This is a genomic window from Paenibacillus sp. NPDC058898 (assembly GCF_049316025.1).
Taxonomy (GTDB): domain Bacteria; phylum Bacillota; class Bacilli; order Paenibacillales; family Paenibacillaceae; genus Paenibacillus_AQ.
In genome coordinates this window covers 106,880-128,134 of record NZ_JBMOSM010000001.1, presented here as the reverse complement: position 1 = coordinate 128,134, position 21,255 = coordinate 106,880, and the positions used below count along the sequence as shown (strand labels likewise).

The window sequence follows — 21,255 nt, the reverse complement described above, 5'->3', positions numbered from 1 at the left end:
ATTGTGGCTCCCTTCTTATTACAAAAGTATCTTTGTTTATATAAGGCCCGGACGACTTGTCCCGGCTATAAACCAGAAAGAAGAAAAGTGCTGCAACAATTGTTAGTTAATGGGTACCAGTCGGTCGAATTATACGGCTCTTCCGGTAGCATCCGATCCTGTGAACAAATGGCAGGCCGTCAGATGGCCAGGCTCCGTTTCCGTAAGCTCGGGGCGCACCGTTTGGCAAATATCCATCACCATCGGACAACGGGTGTGAAAAGCGCAGCCGACCGGCGCGTTTGCCGGACTCGGCACTTCACCCTGCAAAATAATCCTCTCGGTTTTGATATCGGGGTCAGGCTCAGGGACTGCAGAAAAAAGCGCTTTCGTATATGGGTGCTGCGGTGTTTCGCAAAGCCTGTTCTTCTCGGAAATCTCCACGATTCGGCCAAGATACATAACGGCGATACGATCGCAAATATGCTTCACCACGCTTAGATCATGTGCGATAAAAATATAGGTAAGTCCAAACTCCTCCTGCAGATCCTGCAGCAAATTGATAACCTGCGACTGAATGGACACATCGAGTGCCGACACGGGTTCATCCGCAACGATCAGCTTCGGCTGCAGCGACAAGGCCCTGGCGATGCCGATCCGCTGCCGCTGACCGCCCGAGAATTGGTGCGGGTAACGCTGGAGATGGCTGTGCGACAAACCGACGACTTCGATCAAGCGACTGATAAGGTTACGCCGTTCTTTTGCGTTCCCTACTCCATGCACGATGAGCGGTTCCTCCAATATCCGTTGGACGGTATGCCGTGGGTTCAGGGAAGAAAATGGGTCCTGAAAGACGATTTGCATATCTTTGCGCTGTAAGCGAAGCTCTTTGGGAGATAATGAAGTAAGATCCTGTCCATTAAACTGGACTCTGCCGGCCGTCGGTTCGATCAGCCGCAGGATCGAACGGCCTGCTGTCGATTTACCGCATCCGCTCTCCCCCACCAAACCAAACGTCTCTCCTTTCAACACGGAAAAGGAAACGTCATCGACTGCTTTGATCACTTGCTGCTCGGATTTTCCGAACCACCGCTTTCCCAAGGAATAGTACTTTTTCAGATGCTCCACCTGCAGCAATGTTTCACTCATATGACTTCCTCCTTCGGAGTTTCATGCAGCCAGCATCGGCAGCTGTGTGCCGCTTCGTATTCTTTCAGTTCAGGAAGCTGTTCGAGACACAGCGGCATGACATCCGAGCATCGCTCGGCAAAGCGGCAGCCCTTCATCCGGGTATTCAATATCGGCACATTGCCTGGTATGGAGAACAGCCGTCTGCGCTGCTCTTTCATTCGCGGAACCGACTGGATAAGACCCCGGGTATAGGGATGGAGCGGTTTTTTGAATATATCGTGCACACTGCCTTCCTCTACAACCTTCCCAGCGTACATGACTGTAACGCGATGACACATTTCTGCGACGACGCCAAGATCATGCGTGATCAACATGACCGCTGTTTTATACTCCTCATTCAAGCATCGGATCAGATCGAGGATCTGAGCCTGGATCGTTACATCCAATGCGGTCGTCGGTTCATCGGCGATAAGCAGTTCCGGATTACAGGAAATCGCCATCGCGATCATGACCCGCTGACGCATTCCTCCCGACAACTGATGGGGGTACTCATCAATGATGGACTCTGGCCTAGCGATGCCAACCTTTCTCAGCATTTCCACAGTATGCACCCTCGCGTTTTTCTTACTAACCCCCCGGTGCAGGCGGACCGTTTCCCCGATTTGCTGGCCCACGGTAAATAGCGGATTTAGCGACGTCATCGGCTCCTGAAAAATCATGGAGATCGCATTTCCCCGAATCTGACGCAACTCGCGTTCTTTTAACGGGACGATATCCTGTCCCTTGAATAAGATCGAACCACCGGTAATTTTGCCTGGAGGCTGTGGAATCAGTTTCAAAACCGACAGCGATGTCACGCTTTTGCCACAGCCAGATTCACCAACGACGCCAAGCACTTCTCCAGGTCTAACATAAAGGCTCACACCATCGACAGCGGGAATTTCACCTCGGTCTGTAAAAAAGTGTGTGTGCAAATCTTGAATCTGCAAAATGGGTTGACTCATATCACAGCCTCTTTTCTGTAAAAAGATAGATTTAGCAGCCCTCCGATAGATAAGACATGCGCGGAAGCACCTAATACAGAAGACAATCCTATGAAACTTTGAGTGAGTTGTTCCAGTCGATTCGACTTATCTAACCACAGTCTCTAACCTTTCGACTGAAATCAACATATTAATTGATCTGCGGTCAATTAATATGTCATAATTTCTGACACAAAACCAAATATAGCTTGTTTGATATGTTACTTTACATCATTTTTTTGGGTTAGACAAGAAAATTTTTCTATTTTTACTATGTTATGTTTAGGGTTTATTTAGATTAATTCCATGATATATAACAACCAATGAACTAAAAGTTAACAACCAAGCGTCATGATACTAGTGAATTCATTTGGTGAACATGGATTTAATTAATCAATTTAGATCATATCCTGTATTCCAGTGAGAAATAAAAAAAGTATTTGATCAGTGATCAAATACTTTTAGTCATTCAAAGATACTCTACCATGTAGCATTGGGGTGCCTGCGCATGGATTCAACCCTATGGGAATCAACCTGCAACCCCAAACTCCGAAGTGCCATAAGCACAGCGCCGGCAGCGGCCGATAATTGGGGGTTCCGGTATTCATAATGTTTGTTTATGCCCGATTGCAAGCTGCTCATTAGTTTTGATTTCATATAAGCGCAGTTTATGACACTGCCGATCCCGGTTACCGATACATGATCCGACTCAAAGAATGAACCTAGAATCTCAACACCTACCATGATTTGCTTCATGGCTTCATCGCACACGCTCCGAGCTAATCGGCTTCCGACTTCAGCTGCAGTCGTGATAAGAGGAGCCATCTCCCCGAACTTCTTGTCTCGCTCTTGTCGATCTTTTATAAAACCCAAAGACGCCAACATTCGAAGTTGATCCCTATTTTCGACTCCCCAAAAGGATTGTATTTCGCGGACCAACGATTCATCGGATGGATGGATTTTCCCGGCCAATATTTGATACACAGCATCATAAGACAGAAATCTCGCAGCGCTGGCGGCATAATGATGGAAATCCACATTTCTAATAGGAACCTCTTGTTCGGTTATTCCCAGAATCATGGACCCCGTCCCCGACACAACAACGATTCCTGGATTGCCCATGAATGCACCTGCATGCGCGACAAGAGAATCGTTCACGTACCATTTCGGACAATCGAGTCCTTCAATAGCGGTTAAACGAGTTACCCACTCCATGTCTTGATCCGACTCGTAACCCGCTATTCCCGCATATAGACCCTTGACTTGATCTACGCCGCAGCTCGCCAGGGCAAGTGACGATCGTATGGTTTGTTGAACATTCTCGTGCGCATGGCTGTCTTTATGGATCGAGGAGGCTCCGCCAACGGCATAGGAGAGAACATTTCCATTCAAATCGCTGACCATGACGCGCGTTTGCGACCCGCCTCCATCAATTCCAATCACAACTTCATGCTTCATTATCCAAAACCTCCTGGGTTTTTCATTGCTAACGGCTTATAAAGCCGGAGCTGACCCTCCATCAATATTGATGGAAGTTCCAGTAACATATGAGGCAGCATCGGATGCCATAAATACGATAACTTTTGCCGCTTCTTCTGTATTTCCAATACGTCCTAGCGGAATATTGTGCCGCTTGTCCCTTGCGTACTGTTCCCATGTCAGTTCGGGTTCTTCCCGTTTCCATCGCTCTTCAAGCTGTGCGCTGCGGATCATTCCGATACACACGGTGTTTACTCTGATATGGTCAGGTGCCAGATCGCGACTCATGGCCTTGGTCATGGCCTGTCCCGCCGCACGGCTGACACTGCTGGGCATGGACCCAGCAGGCGGTGTTTTGGCCCAGGATGTCGTGACATTAATAATCGCACCTCCCCCGGACTCTCGCATGTGAGGGACGGCTGCACGTGCAAATCGAATCGCGCCAAACAGCTTGAGATCCAGATCGGATGCCCATTGTTCGTCATCGATCAGCTCAAATGATTTCGCAGCGGCGGTTCCGGCATTGTTTACCAGAATATTAAGCTGTCCATAATGCTGAACCGTATCGTTCACCGCTCGCATGCAGTCCTCAGCTTTCGTGACATCCGCTGCTATGGTTAGCACTTCGAAATCCGCTGCTTGCCGGATATGGTCTGCCGCAGTCTTTAACTGCTCCTCGTCCCGTGCACAAATAGCAACCTTGGCACCTTCAAGCGCAAACGTTACCGCGGTTTCAAGCCCGATGCCCCTGCTTCCTCCGGTAATCAACACGACCTTTCCTGTCAGTCCCAAATCCATGATCTATCGGCTCCTTTACCATGCTTTATCAGACAATTACTACTAAAATAGCTTCAACATCGAGAAGGAGTTTTCCTCTTTCCTGTCAGGACATCAAAAAAGCCGCGATAAATTCGCGGCTTAATGATCACTTCTTTATTGGTCTCCAAAATCATGATTGGATTCTCTTCTTGCAAAATCAACGAACTGAAACTTATCCAATCGATGCCTCGATTCCGTATACTGGAAGAGTGTGGTATCTTCCAAATGAACGTATCCCCGGACTACGACAACATGGGTATCGTTTCCAAGATCCATATAGGACTGGTCCATCGTTGTAGCTCGTTCAACGGAAATTATTTTTTTCGAGTAGCTGATTTTCAGATGGAGCTCCTGCTCCAGGTATTGATAGATCGAATCCCCGGTAATATCTCTCGTTAGACCCGTTACGATGTCGGCAAGCAAATAATCGATATCGAGAATGATGCGCTCCCCTTCGATTTCCCTGGCACGTATCACCCTCCATACAAGTCGGTCCGGTCGAATTTGAAGCTCTTTCGCTATACGCTCTCCGGCCGGAACACATTCCGTCTCATATACAAGCGTTCGGCTCTTTCGGCCTAACCGTTCCGCAAGCTCTTTATAACTGACGAGCCCCGTTACCGGGAAGTTCATTCTTCCTGTATCCAGCACAAATGAACCTTTGCCTTTTACCTTGTGAATATAACCGTTTTGAGCCAGCAAATTGAGTCCCTTACGTACCGTTTCCCTTGTAATTTGATAGGTGGCCGCAAGCTCGTTTTCCGAGGGCAGCTTGCTGCCGGGTTGAAGAGCGCCGGTTTCAATTTGGTCAGCATAATCTTTGTATAGCGTCCAATAAATGTTGTTCGTCATCCCTTTATCACCATCAGCTATTGTACCATTTTCCAGCAGCCATTACATGTTACATAAGAACCTGTCAAATTCCATTACCAAGAGTCACTTGAAGCACTCGCGTTTCACCTGGCAACGCTTCGCCTTCATACTCCGTAACCTTCTGAACCTGTTCTTGGCCGTCTGGAATAATGATCGGCGTAATGACGGGTAAACCGGCTTCCTGAATCCGATTCATATCGAATTCAAGCAGCAGCTGCCCTTTGCTTATGTCGGCACCTGTTTCCACGTGAGCCGTGAACCCCTCTCCTTTTAAGGAAACCGTGTTGATTCCGACGTGAATCAGGATCTGAACCCCGTTCGTATCCGTCAAAATAATCGCATGTTTACTCTTCTTGATCAGATGCGCGACTTGACCGTCAAATGGAGCGTACACTTTCCCTTCCGACGGGATAATGGCAACACCTTGACCCATCTGATTCTCGGCGAAAGCAGGGTCGGGTACCTCAGACAAGGAAACCACCTTCCCTTTGATTGGTGCCATGATATCTACTGCGGCTTTTTGGGCAGCTTCCGTAATTGAACTATTCTCTGTTTCCGATGACTCGAATGACTCAGATTGACGACTGTCGTTCGATTCCGTCATTACTGCTTGATCACTTGCGACGTTGCCGGCAGCGTTCTCTTTCGCTGTATGTCGATGCTGCTTGGACAAATGGTAACGCCCGAACAACAATGTCCCCGTGAACGGAATGACCAATACAATCGCCATGCCAATGAAGAAGACGCCCCACTGGTTAGGGAATATGGACAGGAATCCCGGAATGCCCCCCACGCCGATCGACGAAGCCAGAACGTTGTTCACGGCCAGCAGCACGCCGGCAATCCCGGATCCAATCATACCGAAGATAAACGGATACTTATGACGAATGTTGACCCCGAAGATGGCTGGCTCCGTTACCCCCAAGAAGGCAGAGATAGAAGATGTAACGGCAAGTCCTTTGGCCTTCTGTTCCTTCATGATAAACATCATGGCTAGCGCTGCGGCCCCTTGCGCAATATTAGATAACGCCAGCATCGGCCACAAGAACGTTCCCCCTTCACTGCCGATGAGCTGAATGTCCACCGCAAGGAACGTATGATGCATCCCCGTAATGACAAGGAGTGCATACAGTCCGCCGTAGATCAGGCCACCCAAGGCTGCAAAGGAATCAAAAATGCTGACAAGACCTGAAGTGAGGACGTTGCCGATGGCAAACGTGATCGGCCCCACCAGAACGAACGCGAGGAACCCGGTCACGAGCAGAGCTACTGGCGCCACGACAAGCAGCTTAATGGAATCATGCACCCGTTTGTTCAGGAACTTCTCGATTTTGGCCAAAATATAAGCCGAGACAAGGACCGGCAGCACCTGGCCTTGATAACCGATTTTCTCCACTTCAAAGCCGAACAGGTTCCAAACCGGAACCGTGCCTTCAAGTTTGGCATCCGCATACTGGTAGGCGCTGAGCAGATCCGGGTTTACCAGGATCAGGCCCAGCACGATTCCAAGCAGCGGATTGCCTCCGAACTGACGTACCGCCGACCAGCCGATCAGGACAGGCAGGAAGGTAAAGGCGGTGCTTGCAATCAGATTGATGATCGAGGCTACGTCCGCCCATTCGGGATGGACCTGAATCAACGATTGTCCTTCATAGAATATGCCCGGTCCCGTAAGCAGATTGTTAATCCCTAACAATAAACCTGCCATGACGATCGCCGGCAGAATCGGTATGAAAATATCCGCAAGCGTTTTAATTGCACGCTGAAGCGGATTTTGCTTCTTGCTCGCAATGTTCTTCACTTCATCCTTGGATACTCTCGAACCGCCGGTGATATCCATCATTTCGTTGTAAACCTGGTCTACTAGACCCGGTCCGATCACGACCTGAAATTGTCCCTGGGAAGAGAACTGCCCCTTCACCAGGTCGTTATCGTCAAGTGCCCGGGAATCCACCTTGCTGTCGTCCACGAGGGCGAATCTTAATCGGGTAACGCAATGCGTAGCGGCTTCGATATTGTCTTTTCCGCCGACTGCTTCGACAATGCGTTCCACGTTTTTGCGATCAATGGCCATAGCTCTACGCTCCTGACATTATGAATTTAGTTGTTGTGAATAAGCCACATATAGGAAGCATACGGTCGTAGGGCAACTGTTGGCGTGAGCTTGGGTTCTTCCGTTGTGTTGCCGATTAACAGTTGAACCGATCGACTTTCGGTTAGATGATCATGCATCTTCTCGGGAAGCTCGAACGATACGCCGCGGTCGTAGAAATTCGAAATGACAACAAGCGTCTGCTCTTTATTTGTTCTTGCATATGCATAAATTTCGGGATGCCCTTCATCCAGGCGAACATATTCACCGTTCGTCATCACCGGAAGGTTCTTACGCAATTCAATCAGTTTCCGGTAATGATGATAGATCGATTGCGGATTATCCATTTCGGATTGCGCATTGATCAGCGGATACCGCTCATCGAGCTTGATCCAAGGCGTCCCCGTCGTAAATCCCGCTTGATCGCCGTCATGCCAAGGCATGGGCAATCTGGAGTTGTCGCGCGAGCGCACCCTGACGATATGGGCAGCCTCCTCCGGCGTTTTTCCTTGCTCTTGGAGGATGGTATACATGTTTAGAGATTCAACATCCCTAAACTCGGATATGTCATTCCATTTCGGATCGGGCATGCCGATCTCTTCCCCCTGATACACATATGGCGTGCCCTGCAATCCGTGCAGCGTCGTAGCCAGCATTTTTGCGCTTTCCGAGCGGTATTCGCCATCATTGGTGAACCGGGTCAGCGCCCGCGGTTGATCATGGTTGTTCCAGAAAAGGGCATTCCAGCCTCCGCCCTTCTGCATGCCGATTTGCCAATCGGAAAGCACCCGCTTCAATTCTTCGAAATCGTAAGGCTTGAGCTCCCACTTTTGCCCGTTCGGGTAATCCACCTTCAAGTGGTGGAAGTTGAACGTCATGGAGAATTCGTTCTCCTTCGGGTTCGAGTAACGAATGCAATGCTCCAAGGTTGTGGAGGACATTTCTCCTACCGTGACGAGATTGTAAGGCTTGAACACTTTTTCGTTCAATTCCTTAATGTATTCATGCACGCGGGGACCGTCCGTATAAAACCTGCGCCCGTCGCCCGGCGCTACGGAACCGTCATCATCGGGATAAGCGGGATCCTTCGATATGAGATTGATGACATCCATCCGGAATCCGCTGACGCCCTTCTCCGCCCAGAACGTGAGAATGTCCACGACCTCCGCCCGGACCTTCTCGTTCTCCCAATTCAGATCGGCCTGCGTCTTGTCAAAAAGGGTCAAGTAATACTGCCCGCTCCCTTCGTCATATTGCCATGCCGGTCCTCCAAACTTGGATTGCCAGTTGTTGGGCGGACCGCCATCTTCCGCGGGATCCCGCCAGATGTAATAGTCTCGATACGGGTTATTGCGAGAAGACACCGCTTCTTTAAACCATCGATGCTCGGTCGAAGAATGATTCACGACAATGTCGATCATCAGATGCATGCCTCTTTTTTTTAATTCGGTAACAAGTTCATCGAAATCGTCCATCGTCCCGTAAGCGGGATCGATGCTGCAATAATCCGCAACGTCGTAACCGTTATCATTTTGCGGAGAAACATACACCGGCTGGAGCCACACTATGTCGATGCCAAGTCCCTTTATATAATCAAGCTTCTCCATGAGCCCGCGTATATCGCCGGTTCCCCGGCCGGTCGTATCGTTGAAGCTCTTCGGATATACTTGATAAACCGTCGAAGTTCTCCACCAATCTTGAGATTGGGTTCCTGGGTTCTGCATGTAACTGGGTCCTCCTCGTCATCTTGTATATACAGGTTGCATATAGGAAAATTCTATACATGTATATACAGGTTGTCAACCGTTTAACAATTAATACCCACTTCCAGGACGTTTCGACTACAAAAATAACAATTGAATTGGGGTTTTCTTCCGATTTCACGTAAAAAAGACTCCTTGAAGGAGTCTTTTTTAACATAGTATTGAATGGATACCATCGTAAAGGTGCTCTGCCGATCAAGCTCCGGGCTCCCCTGCGTGATCCGTGACCAGTCGATAGGTTAAGCCCTGTTCTGTTTCAAATGAAACTACGCCTTTGGCGGAGTCCTGTACGGGAATGCTGGTATCGCCTTGGTAAACCACAATCCCATTTCCAAGTCCATTACTTATGCTTACGCTACATACATTCCCCAAACGAGACATGATCTCTGCCTCCGTCAGTCTTCCATTCTTCCAGCGAATACCGACTTCAAAACCGCCTCGTGCCCGCAATCCACGTACCTCGCCTTCCGGCCATTCATCCGGCAGAGCCGGCAGCAGCATGAGTAAGGAGCGATGCGACTGCAGCAGCATTTCCGCAATTCCCGCTGTAGCTGCGAAGTTGCCGTCGATCTGAAAAGGAGGATGTGCTCCTAATAAACTCGCATACACACCTCCGTGATCGTAACGCTCCGAGTCCCCGTCCCGCACCAATCTCAGCATATTGGTTAACAGCCGGAGCGCACGGTTGCCGTCACCGAACCGGCTCCATAGCGCCACCCGCCAGCCCAGACTCCAGCCCGTGCTTTCCTCTCCGCGACGCTCCAAAGAGGTTTGGGCAGCTGCAAACAGATCCGGGTTTTCTTCCGCGGATAGCTGCCGTCCAGGATAAACCCCGACCAGGTGGGACGTGTGCCGATGAAATACATCCTCATCCTCAGAGTCATGGGACCATTCCTGCAGCTGGCCGTATCGGCCGACCTGCAGAGGCAGCAAACGTTCCCGTTTGCTGCTCCATTCCTCCCGGAATTCCTCATCCACGCCGAGAATGCTGGCGGCTTCCATGCAATTGGTGAACAGCTCCCATATGAGGGAAATATCCATGGTCGCCCCTTCGCTGACGGCCGCCATCCCTTCAGACGTGCGGAATTTATGCTCAGGCGAGGTCGACGGCGAGGTCACGAGATGTCCTGCGTCGTTTTCTATAAGCCAGTCCAAAGCAAACAAAGAGGCTTCCTTCATCAGGGGATAAGCGAACGATCGTAAATAAGCTTCATCGCCGCTGTATGCGTAATGCTCCCATAAGTGCTGCGTTAACCAGATTCCTCCCATTTGCCAAAGCGCCCAGGAAGGATCGCCGTCCCCGTAATTGCCGACCGGTGCGGTATGGGCCCAGATATCCGTATTGTGATGAACGGTCCAGCCCCGGGTGCCGTAATGGACGGCGGCGGTTTCCGCACCGTTTACCGACAGGCTTCTGATCAGCTCCAGCAGAGGCTGATGGCATTCCGCCAAATTGCATACCTCCGCGGGCCAATAATTCATTTGCGCATTGATGTTCAAGGTCCAATTGCTGCTCCACGGCGGCCGGGTTGAGGCATTCCATATCCCCTGAAGATTGGCGGCTTGCGTTCCGGGCCTGGAGCTTGAAATCAGGAGATAGCGGCCATAGTGGAACAGCAGCTCGACCAAGCCTGGATCCCCGGCACCGAATCGCTCGATTCTCTTCTCCGTGTCCATATCTCCTGCAGCCAGCGTCTCGCCTAATCGGAGGCTGATGCGGTCAAACAGGCTGCGATAATCGTTGATGTGCCGATCGCGCAGCTCTGTCCAGGACTGGCTGCATGCGGCTTTCATGGTCCCCTCAGCTATAGCCGCGGCGACAGCCGCCGGGTGATCTCCGCCATCGCGGTGACCGGGAATTTGGTCAAATCCGTTGAAGCTGGTGGCCGCGGTGAAGTAAATGACCGCTTCGCTCGCCTCCAGTACATGAATGCCAGCTGCGTCCATGGTAACGCGGCCATCCGTTTCGGCCACCGCCAGCCGACCGTCGAAAGCCATTGCAGCGGTATGTTCAGGATCGCCGTAACGGATAGGACGATCAGAGGAAACGTAGCTGGGCTCGACGCGTTCCGGCGCAAATCCCGACATGGCGTACATATCTGCTTCGGTCTTTACGGTATACCGCAGCGGGCTTTCCAGATAGGCATGAAAGTTCAGGGCGCAAGCAGCGCTCGAGGTTAACCGCAATGCAATCATCTGATCCGGGTTGGACGCGAAGCATTCCCTTGTGTAAGTCACCTCGCCGATGCGGTATTCCGTTCGTTGAACGGCATTGGCGATATCCAGCGTTCTTCGGTAAGAATGAAACTCGCCTCCATGATCAAACCTGAGGCATAGGTCTCCTAACGGCAGGTAGGATTCCGTATAGGGCCCCATCATCTTGCGCCCTAGCTCATCAGCCTCCATATAACGTCCCTGGCTTACCAGTTCCCGGATCTCCGGCAGCGCTTCCAGGGCAGACGGGTTGTTCCAATCCCTAGGATAACCGGACCAGAGCGTATCCTCGTTCAAGCTGATCGTTTCACGCTCCACGCCGCCGTAGACCATGCCTCCAAGACGTCCGTTGCCGATCGGCAGCGCCTCCGTCCAGACCGTCGCCGGTTTCACATACTGCAATTTCATGTTTGCTCTCACTTGCCTTGCCTCCTTTATTTCAATTCGTCATGCTCCAAGTCATTACAGGAAATATCCGTTCCCATGCAGTCTTCCAAAAGGACGCGTTCGTCCGTACGGGTATTCCCTGCAAGGCCGTGTTTTTCCTGCATCCGTATCACGTTATTTTTGAATATCAGTCCCTCCGTGCTTCTAGCCATTAACCAAGCTTCCCCGGTCGTTTCAAAGCGGTTGCACGTGATCCGAATGTTGCGGTGAACGGCTGCAAGATGATGTTTATTCTCCGGCGCAATCCGTATCACGGCATGTCCGGGACCGCCGCAATTCACAAACCGGTTATCCACGATGCTCATATCCGTTACGGCGCCGGATTCGTACCAGGATGATGCATCCGCTGCGACCAGTATCGCGCTCATCTGCATGTTCAAAAAGGTGTTATCCCGAATCACGATCCGCCGCGGCGTCGTCGCCAGAATTCCGCGCGTGGGAATCCGGGCGAATGCATTGCGGACAATTTCGACTTCTGGCGTCCAGGTCATATTTTCCAGGACGTCCCGTTCTCCGATGTCAGCGGGAACCGCGTTTTCCAACGTGAGCAGCCATTCGCGCGGCGACTTCATGGCGACAGCGGCGACTCGCCCGAAAGCGTAGGGGTTCAGCGTATCCGCGTTTACGAACGCAACCTCATCTTCCGGCAGATAAGCAGAAAATCCGTAAGTCTGCGGATGCATAAACCTGACAAGCAATTGATTGGAGGCTGGTCTACCGACGATCCGAAGATAGGTGCCGTGGACATTGATCCCATCATCATGGGCCCCTGCAAACCGACTATTCCGAATCGAGACCTTTCCCCTGCAGCCCGACAAGTGGATGAAATCCGCAAAGCCCGCCACCGTGCGGCCGGTCTCCGGACGCGGCGTCAGATCCAAGCGTTCAAAGGTCAGGTTGGCGCTGAACTGTCCAACCACGCCCAGTCCATGCATGAAATGCAGACCCACGTCGCTAAACGTAACCCCGGAGCTTTGGGTGATCAACATGCCAACCTGGTCCCGAATGCCGTCGCGCATTTGCACGATCGTACCGGGAGCCATGTACGGAGGGGGTTGATTTCCAAAATGAAACCGTAGCCGACGCGGCGACAACTCCTCGGTAAACACCACCCGCTCCAGCCAATTGTCCACGCGCCAGACAGCATCCAAATCCGCACTGCATAACTGCATCGGTCCTTCGCGAAAACGCCAGCCTTCGCCGACCCATTCGAATTTGCCTTCAGCGCAATCATAGTGTGAATCCGGATGTACGGTTGCCTCAAGATAAGCTTCGACGCACCGATCCACCGTCATTTCGGTCACGGTCGGGGCGGCGTAATCCCAGTGCAGATTGCGAATTTCAATATCCGTGCAGCCATCGAGCACAAGCATCGTCTGCTTTCCGTGGAAAACAAACAAAGCGCCGTTCCCCTCGAGCGTCACGTTGTGCAGATCCCTAAGCCAAATCCCGATTGTTTTGGTCACATCCGGATTCTCTTCCTCGCTGGTTGTATTCGAGATATAATACGCTTCCCGATCGGCCGATTGAGGATAAAAATGATAGCAGCCCGGCGGTATGTCCACAGTAACCGAGCCTTCCATTACCCTGGCGGCTTCTATCGCGCGTTTCATGGCAGGCTGCGCATCCGGGTTATTCGGGTCCTCGTAATCCCGCAAGGAAAGGATGATCGGAGCTGTAGTGTTTTGATTTCCAGGCATATGCAGTGTGAACACCTCCCATTATTAGTAACAGCCCTTTGCAGGCTTGGTGTAACCCCTCGCGGAAATCCGCGATTACGCCTAATTCGCTAGCAGCTTCAGCACGCGCATGCCCGTACCCTGGCTTCGCTTATCCTTAAGTCCTGTATTTCGAACCATGATCGATATCGGCCCGCGCGCTTGAAGTCTCGGAAAGTGTACGCTGACTGGCCGATAAGCGTTCAAGCACCACTCGTCGAAGGGATTGACCCGTACGAAGGACCCGCCGTTGATCGAGTATTCAAAGATTCCGGAGTCGGGTCCGCATAACAGCAGCAGACCGCCGCTTTGTCCTACCACGGTGAACGCAAACGAAGCGTTCGGATGATCAGAGTACCTGTGTTCTGTTGCGTAACGCCAATTCATGAGCTTTGAAGCTAACGGCAGCTCCCGGATTTGATAATCCCGGGTATAATCGGCTAGCTCATATGGGAGCATTTCGGCATATTCGTAGTTCCCCGCCAGCAGCGGTTCTGCGGGCAAATGTCCGCAATGATCGAGCATCAAGGAGTCACCCTCTGTCGACAGCAGCTCCTTCAAATATCCTTGCAAAAAACCTGCGTATATCTCATGCCCCTCATCATTCGGATGGAATCCATCAGGTGCAAGCGATGACCAAGCAACCTCACCGTTAGTCAGCATGCCATAAATGCCGGCGGCAAAATCGACGGAAGGAATGCCGTAATGCTCGGCCACTTCTTCATGTACGGCAATGGGATACGACCGGATACGGGCCAGGTTTCGCTCCGACCCGGTATAAATGAAACACAGATCCGTTCCGGGTGACAGACGACGGCATTGGCGCACAATTCCCTCCATTCCTCTGATGGATTCTTCCCGGTCGCTCCCGTCATTTACGCTGAATTCCACGAATAACAAATCGATGTTCCCGACGCTCAGCACGTGCTCGCGAAGACGGTGAGCTCCCAGCGAAGAATCCGTCCCCCCGACCCCTGCGTTAATGGAGCGAATCCGCGAATTTCCGAAACGTTCTCTTAAATAATGAGCCGTTAAAGCACGCCAGCTGGTCTTATCGGCCGCTGAGGCGCCGGCTCCCTCCGTGATGGATCCGCCCAGAAAGGCAACCGTCACCTGTTCTTTCCCTGCAAGTTTGGCTTTAACATGAGGCAGCCCTCGGCGATGAACGATGAATGCGGTACGGTGCCTGCCTTTGTTATAATCCGACACATGATCACCTTCCCTCGTTTCATTCCTGTGTCTTCTCCGTAGATACCCGTGAAACAGAGAAAATGCGGAGTGGCCGATCGGTTTGGACCGGCACCCGCATATGAATGTTGGAATGACTTCATGACAGCCGCAGCTGCTTAGCTGCCCTTCGATTATTTGGCGGATTGATCGTAAGCCGTCTGCAAAATTTCGAGATAACGATCCATTTTCAGATCCTTCAATCCTTTGACGTAAGCGTCCCAATCCTTGTTCAGATCCTTGTTGCCGGTAATGAACTGCAGCTGGTTCTGCTCAATATAGTTTTTAAGGTTGGTCTGAAGCATGCTGGCTTCATCGATGACGCTCGGATCGATCCAGATCGACCAGATCGGAAAGATCTCCTTCGGCTCATGTCCTTGGTACAGCAGCGAAGCATTATACAATCTGCGCTCATAGCCATCGGATGCATAAATATCGGTTCCCTGTACCCACGTATCGCGATACTCCTTCGGCATATAAAAATGGCCCATTCCGCTCCAACCCGCATTATGCGGCGCTTCGTCTTCCTTCGTCGGAATGGTCTTGACCATCGGCGTCACGCCCTCGCCGAGCGCTTGATCGCCGGGCTCGGGGTCTGTCCAATCGATCCCTTTCATGCCGGTTGCGGCATTGGTTTGGCCTTCCGGCGTAAACATGTAGTCTACCATCTTGATCAATGCTACCCGGGCTTCTTCACTGGCTTTGTTCGTGATCACGAATTTTGCGCCCGGTGATACGCCGCCCGCATCATGGGTTGCGTATGAAATTCCGTTCGGTCCGCTTAGCGGCGGAAGCGGATTGTAATGCGCCGAACGGGTGTTGCCCGGATCGATGTTCACGAAGATGGCCGGATGCATGCCGGCACCGGCGCCGAGAATTTCAGCGTCCGCATTCTCGCCGATTTTCTTGAACGCCTCCGCATTTTGGGTGAATGCGCCCGGATCGATCAATCCCTCGTCATACAACGATTTGATATAGGTGAGCCCTTCCTTCCATTCCGGCGTGATTGCCGCGGACTCGACCTTGCTGCCATTCATCGTCAAGTAGTTCCGGTCGTCGTCGTAAACGAAGCTGTTCATCAAATAAGGGATAATCCGAACGCCGAAATCCTCCGTTGAACCGCTAAGGGGCACTTCATCCGCTTTCCCGTTGCCGTTCGGATCCTGCGTTTTGAATGCCTGCAGCATGCTTCTGAATTCCTCGGTCGTTTTCGGTTCCTTGAGATTCAGCTTCTTCAGCCATTCGGTATTGATCCACATTTTGTTGGGATAGGAGCAGTGGAAGCATTCCGTGTATGCGCCTAGTCCGTAGATATTCCCATCCGGGGCCGTAACAAGCGCCTTCATTTCCGGCGTAGCTTCCATGGCCGCTTTAATGTTCGGCCCATGCTGTTCAATCAGATCGTTCAGGGGAACGAGCACTCCCTGTTGACCGTATTTGAGCACATCCGCTTGGGAGAATTCATCGATATAGTGCGTCAGCAGATATGCATCCGGATAATCGCCGCTGGCCAGAGAGATTTGGCGTTTCTCCTTGGCGCCGTCGGAGGGATTGATCTGCCAATTAAATTTAATGTTAAACTGTTCCTCGATATGCTTGGTGAATTTGTTCACCGGAATATCGATGCCTGATTCCTGTACGGCAAAAACGCTGATTTCCACGGGTTTCGAGCTGTCCGAACTGCCGGACGCGCTTCCGCCCTGCGGATTGCTCGGGTTTTCTGTATTTTTGCCTGAGCAACCTGCCATCACGATGCTGCTCACCAATAACAGCATGAGCATACTGAATAGGCCTTTTTTCAAATGGAATCGCTCCCTTTTTCATTAGAGTCAACACGCAAACGACTAGCTTTACACTAAACGGAGCATCACCTCCCTTCCAACATAAGCTCAAGTTCCCTTGGCCTGAATCGGCCGTTCCCCTCAAATAGCGATCAGCCTTTCACGGAACCTACGAGCATCCCCTGCACAAAATAGCGCTGCACAAACGGATAAATGACCAGCACAGGCAGGGTGGCAACCACGATCAGCGCATATTTCAGGAGCTCGGCAAGCTGCTGCCTCTCGACCATGGCTAAAGCATCCATCGTTCCCGAACTGTTGTTCTGAATGATGATGCTCCGAAGAATCAGCTGAAGCGGAAACAAGTCGGCGCTTTTCAAGTAAATCAACGCATCGAAGTACGCATTCCATTGGCCGACCGCATACATGAGCACGAGCACCGCCATAATCGGCTTCGACAACGGGAGGACGATGCTCCAGATAAAACGGATGTCGCTGCAGCCGTCCATCTCGCTGGCCTCCTGCAATTCGTCCGGAATGGAAGACTGAAAGAAAGATCGGGCGATAATCACCTGCCACACCCAAATGGCATTGGGTATGAGCAGCGCCCAGCGGGTATCGATCAGATGAAGCTCCCGCACGACCATGTAGGTCGGTATCAGCCCCCCGCTGAATATCATCGTAAACGTAATGATCATCATCAACGCGTTGCGTCCGAAAAACGATCTGCGCGACAGCGGGTAGGCAATCATGATGGTCAACACGACACTGATGATCGTGCCAGCCGTCGTATAGAAAATGGAATTGGCGTATCCGGTCATAATCTCAGGCGTTTTAAAAAGGACCCGAAAGCCTTCGAACGAAATATCGACCGGCCACAACCATACCCTGCCCGAAGTAACGGCCGCCGGGCTGCTGATGGAGCTGCTGATGATATAAATCAGCGGATACAATACCGCAATAACGACCAGAAAGAGAACGATGTATACCGTCGTCAGGAAGATGCGGTCGCCTGCGGACTCCTTGATTTTCCTTGTGCCTGCTTGTTGAACTGCCATGCGATAGCTCCTTCCTTACCAAATGCTGTTATGGGTCATTCGTTTAGCCAATCCGTTCACGGTCAGCAGCAGAATGAGGTTAATCACGGAATTGAAGAGGCCGACTGCGGTTGCAAAGCTGTAGTTGGCATTCAGCAGCCCAATCCGATAGACATACGTTGCAATGATTTCGGAGTTCACCTGATTCAGCGGATTTTGGAGCAGATAGACCTTCTCGAATCCAAGCGCCATCACGTTGCCGACATTCAGTATTAAAATGATGACGATGGTCGGCACAATGCCCGGCAGATCCACATGGCGGATCTTTTGGAAGCGCGAGGCGCCGTCCACCTTCGCCGCTTCATACAGGGTCGGATCAATGCCGGCCAATGCCGCCAAATAGATCACCGCGCTGTAACCTGCCGTCTGCCAAATATCGGACCATACGTAGATGGAACGAAACATCCCGGGATCGCCGAGAAAGTTCACGGACTCCAGTCCGAAAAAATTCAAAGCCACGTTGGCAAAACCCAGCCGCGGGGCCAGAAACAGCATGATGATCGACACCATGACCACCGTTGAAATAAAATACGGCGCAAAGGATACCAGCTGGACGAACTTTTTGAATCGGCCGCCCCGGATCTCGTTAATCATTAACGCTAGCACGATCGGAATCGGAAACCCGGCTAAGATGAGATAACCGCTGAGAATGATCGTGTTTTTGACGAGCGTCCAGAATAACGGATTCTCGAAGAACAGCTCGAAGTGCTTGAAGCCTACCCATGGACTGCCCCATATTCCCTTGATGACGTTGTAGTCCTTGAAGGCAAGAACGGCATTCAGCATCGGATAGTACTTAAATATCAGGAAAAACAGCAGCGGCGGAATCACGAGCAGGTACAGCTGCCAATGCTTCCTCAAACTCTTTTGTGCAACATGCCAATAGCCGGTGCTGGTGTTGGTATGGATAACAGGCTCCGACTCGATTACCAATGGCTTCTCCAGAATAATCCCCCCTAATGTAATGACAGATGATGTGTCGGCATTGAAATGATAGCGTTTTCTTTATGTGTCGATCATAGGCGAGAAATCCGGTCCTTGAACAGGTACACTTCGGTCGTTTGGCGTACAAATAACCGCTTTTCCATAGGCCATCCTGTCTCGTCAGGGGCCAAATCCCGGGTATTCGTGTTTTCTTTAGCCTAAACAGCCGCATCGTCCAAAGCGACAATGCGGCTTGCGAGGATCAACCCTTTACACGACCTCATGAGACTGACGGTAAGCGCTTGGGGAAATGCCGATGAGGCGCTTGAATGCCCTGCGAAAAGAATGGGAGCTGTTGTAGCCCACCTGAGCCGCTATTTCATCGACCGTGAGGTTCGTCTCGGCAAGCAGAATGGCCGCCCGCTCCATCCGCACCTTGATCAGATGATCGGAATAATTGACTCCGGTTACTTCCTTGAACAATTGGGAGATGTATTTCTCTGGCCGTTCCACGTGCTCGGCCACGCGGTATAAGGTGAGATCCGGATGTGCATACGTCGCTTCGGTATATTCATAAATCTGTCTGATCAGTTTGGCATGGGAGTCCTTCTTTTTATTGGAAATATATCGGCACAGCTCTCCCATGATCGCGCGGATATCGTTATGAATCGACTCCAGCGGCTCGGTAAAACCGATATCGATGATGCGCCTTTTTATGCTTTCAAACCATTCCGACTCCGCAAAAATTTTCTGATCCATTAACTTAAGGAACGTTCCTTTGATTTCACCTACCAGCTGATGCTTCATCTCGACCGATAACTCCCGCTGATGGAGATTTTGATCCATAATCAGATTGACGATCTTCTCGGCTTCTTCCAGCTCTCCTGCCCGTATCGTGCTGATCAAGCGCTGCTCGGTGTCCAGCGGGTAGTAATACGTTGTGTTGACGATTCGGGCTTCGCGGTACCACACCGTCTCTTTTTGATTCATGTAGACGGCATGTTCAAGAGCCTGCTTGGCCTGGTCAAATGACTGCCCCGCCTCTGAGATCGAATCGAACGGATCGCCGAAACCGGCTTGGAGGAACATTTTATATTCATGCAGCACCTGCTTCGTCAGCGTTTCGATCAACCCCGTAATTCGAAGTTCTTCATCCGGCCCAGGCTCTCGTTCTTCGTCGGTAAAGAACAAAACCACCATTTTGTCCGAGCCCAGATCCGTCATTGGCAGCGTCCCGGCGATTTCGGAAAAGGCCTGTTTCATGAGAAGCCGGGCGGCGTTAAGCTCGTTAAGGATCTCCACGCTGTCCATGCCGGCATATCCTTTGATCTGCAGGATGCCGACATAGCCTTTTCCGTTATGCAAGGCAATATCAGCCTGCTGGGCAGCGGAAGCAATTTCGTCCCTCGATTCAAACTCGCCGGCAATCAGACGCCTCAGGAAAGCATCCCGGACAAACGGCAGCTGACGCGTCAGCTCGTTTTCCAGCTGTTTGTTTTTGCTGATCATATTGGCAATATTCCCGCTCAAAAAGTCGAATTCATTGCGCTCCGTCAGCTCATCCCTGCCGAACTGCTCTTTCATGATGCTAATCATTCGATGGATCGGCACGCTGTTCCGATGAGCCAAATACAACCCGAACAGCAGCCCGACGATCATGGCGCCTCCGGTAATGAACCAGGACGCTTGTTTAATTTGATCGGCATTCTCCATTAAGGCGCTGCGGGGGATGCCGGCCTGATAGACCCAACCGCTCTTATCGGAGCGCGTGGTGATCACAAGGTCATTCTTGTAGAACTGGCTGGTTTTGTTCTGATCGAATGCCGGATCGTTCATGATTTGGCTTACATCGGATTCCATGTTTCCTTGAAGAGCAAGCGTATTCCCGTTCCCGTCGTGGATGTGGACCCATCCGCCGTAGTTGTCGGTTAACCCCGAGAATAATCCGGCAATCGTCCGTACATCAATCACGACCACGACATTGGCTGGGGACGAATCGTTGAAGCTGTCCAGCGGGAGCGATTGCATGTACGTGATGACCGAGGTTTCGTTGTCCCTTTCTGAAAAGGAAGAGAGCGGTTTGATTTCACTGCGATGGGCTTTCTCCAGGATCTGTTGTTTCCATTCCTCAAACGTGAGATCATCATAATGAAAAAACTCGTAATAATGCTCCGGCCGATAAGAGGAGCCCGACGTTACAATCAAGTCGTAGTTCGCCAAATAGATGTAGTAATGCTGAAGAAAATCGTTGGTTTGACCGAAAGTCAGCACATTGCGCATCGTTCTCCATATGCCGTAAACATCCCTTTGGGCAAGATGATCGTTGAGCAGCATGTTAAGGTCTTGATTGATCGCCAGCTGCCGCGTCATCCCTTCCACTTCCGCCATCCTGTGTTCCAGCAGCTCCTGGCTTTTCTCGAGCTGAACGATGCTGTTCTCAATCGAAATGGATTGCGTTACGGAGATGGAAGTTAAGTAGGATATGTATCCTCCGATGGTGGGAATGAGCAGAATGGCAATATAGGAGATGAGAAAGCTGCGAAAAACCTTCGATTGCTTAAGAATAAATATCCCCCCTTGTGTGATAGCGCTTTCAAAAAATAACGGCTCAAGTTCTCCCGCCAGCTATAAATTTGATCATAATGGATGTTTGCGGCGCAAGGGTAGGTACTTCTGCGTATGGCAGGGT

The 21,255-nt window shown here is 51.2% G+C and carries 14 protein-coding genes; all 14 read right to left on the bottom strand.

The window, feature by feature from the left end; genetic code table 11:
* Window positions 1–129: 129 nt before the first annotated feature.
* Window positions 130–1,128, bottom strand: coding sequence for an ABC transporter ATP-binding protein (locus ACOZB4_RS00475; RefSeq protein ID WP_379409197.1), 999 nt, complete (start codon window positions 1,126–1,128; stop codon window positions 130–132).
* Complete coding sequence (locus ACOZB4_RS00470) at window positions 1,125–2,114, bottom strand: ABC transporter ATP-binding protein (RefSeq protein ID WP_379409202.1); 990 nt, start codon at window positions 2,112–2,114, stop codon at window positions 1,125–1,127. The genes ACOZB4_RS00475 and ACOZB4_RS00470 overlap by 4 nt, the downstream gene beginning before the upstream one ends.
* Window positions 2,115–2,612: 498 nt before the next feature.
* Window positions 2,613–3,590, bottom strand: a complete 978-nt coding sequence (locus tag ACOZB4_RS00465; RefSeq protein WP_379409205.1) for an N-acetylglucosamine kinase — start codon at window positions 3,588–3,590, stop codon at window positions 2,613–2,615.
* Window positions 3,591–3,626: 36 nt separating this feature from the next.
* Window positions 3,627–4,409, bottom strand: a complete 783-nt coding sequence (locus ACOZB4_RS00460; protein WP_379409212.1) for an SDR family NAD(P)-dependent oxidoreductase — start codon at window positions 4,407–4,409, stop codon at window positions 3,627–3,629.
* A 135-nt stretch (window positions 4,410–4,544) separates the two neighbouring features.
* Complete coding sequence (gene treR, locus ACOZB4_RS00455; protein WP_379409215.1) at window positions 4,545–5,282, bottom strand: trehalose operon repressor; 738 nt, start codon at window positions 5,280–5,282, stop codon at window positions 4,545–4,547.
* A 64-nt stretch (window positions 5,283–5,346) separates the two neighbouring features.
* A complete protein-coding gene (gene treP, locus ACOZB4_RS00450; protein ID WP_379409222.1) occupies window positions 5,347–7,377 on the bottom strand; it encodes a PTS system trehalose-specific EIIBC component in 2,031 nt (676 codons plus the stop codon).
* A 26-nt stretch (window positions 7,378–7,403) separates the two neighbouring features.
* Window positions 7,404–9,119 (bottom strand): alpha,alpha-phosphotrehalase, encoded by a 1,716-nt coding sequence (gene treC, locus ACOZB4_RS00445; RefSeq protein ID WP_379409225.1) that lies wholly within the window; start codon window positions 9,117–9,119, stop codon window positions 7,404–7,406.
* A gap of 234 nt (window positions 9,120–9,353) precedes the next feature.
* Window positions 9,354–11,780, bottom strand: a complete 2,427-nt coding sequence (locus ACOZB4_RS00440; protein WP_379409419.1) for a glycoside hydrolase family 95 protein — start codon at window positions 11,778–11,780, stop codon at window positions 9,354–9,356.
* A gap of 26 nt (window positions 11,781–11,806) precedes the next feature.
* A complete protein-coding gene (locus tag ACOZB4_RS00435) occupies window positions 11,807–13,519 on the bottom strand; it encodes a right-handed parallel beta-helix repeat-containing protein (RefSeq protein ID WP_379409229.1) in 1,713 nt (570 codons plus the stop codon).
* A gap of 81 nt (window positions 13,520–13,600) precedes the next feature.
* Window positions 13,601–14,746, bottom strand: a complete 1,146-nt coding sequence (locus ACOZB4_RS00430) for an SGNH/GDSL hydrolase family protein (RefSeq protein WP_379409232.1) — start codon at window positions 14,744–14,746, stop codon at window positions 13,601–13,603.
* 152 nt (window positions 14,747–14,898) lie between these two features.
* Window positions 14,899–16,566: an extracellular solute-binding protein gene (locus ACOZB4_RS00425; RefSeq protein WP_379409237.1), complete on the bottom strand. Its 1,668-nt coding sequence runs from the start codon at window positions 16,564–16,566 to the stop codon at window positions 14,899–14,901.
* A 131-nt stretch (window positions 16,567–16,697) separates the two neighbouring features.
* On the bottom strand, window positions 16,698–17,603 hold the full coding sequence (locus ACOZB4_RS00420) for a carbohydrate ABC transporter permease (RefSeq protein ID WP_009592960.1): 906 nt from the start codon (window positions 17,601–17,603) through the stop codon (window positions 16,698–16,700).
* 15 nt (window positions 17,604–17,618) lie between these two features.
* A complete protein-coding gene (locus ACOZB4_RS00415) occupies window positions 17,619–18,575 on the bottom strand; it encodes an ABC transporter permease (RefSeq protein WP_379409244.1) in 957 nt (318 codons plus the stop codon).
* Between the two features lie 261 nt (window positions 18,576–18,836).
* Window positions 18,837–20,954 (bottom strand): helix-turn-helix domain-containing protein, encoded by a 2,118-nt coding sequence (locus tag ACOZB4_RS00410; protein ID WP_379409247.1) that lies wholly within the window; start codon window positions 20,952–20,954, stop codon window positions 18,837–18,839.
* Window positions 20,955–21,255 lie beyond the last annotated feature (301 nt).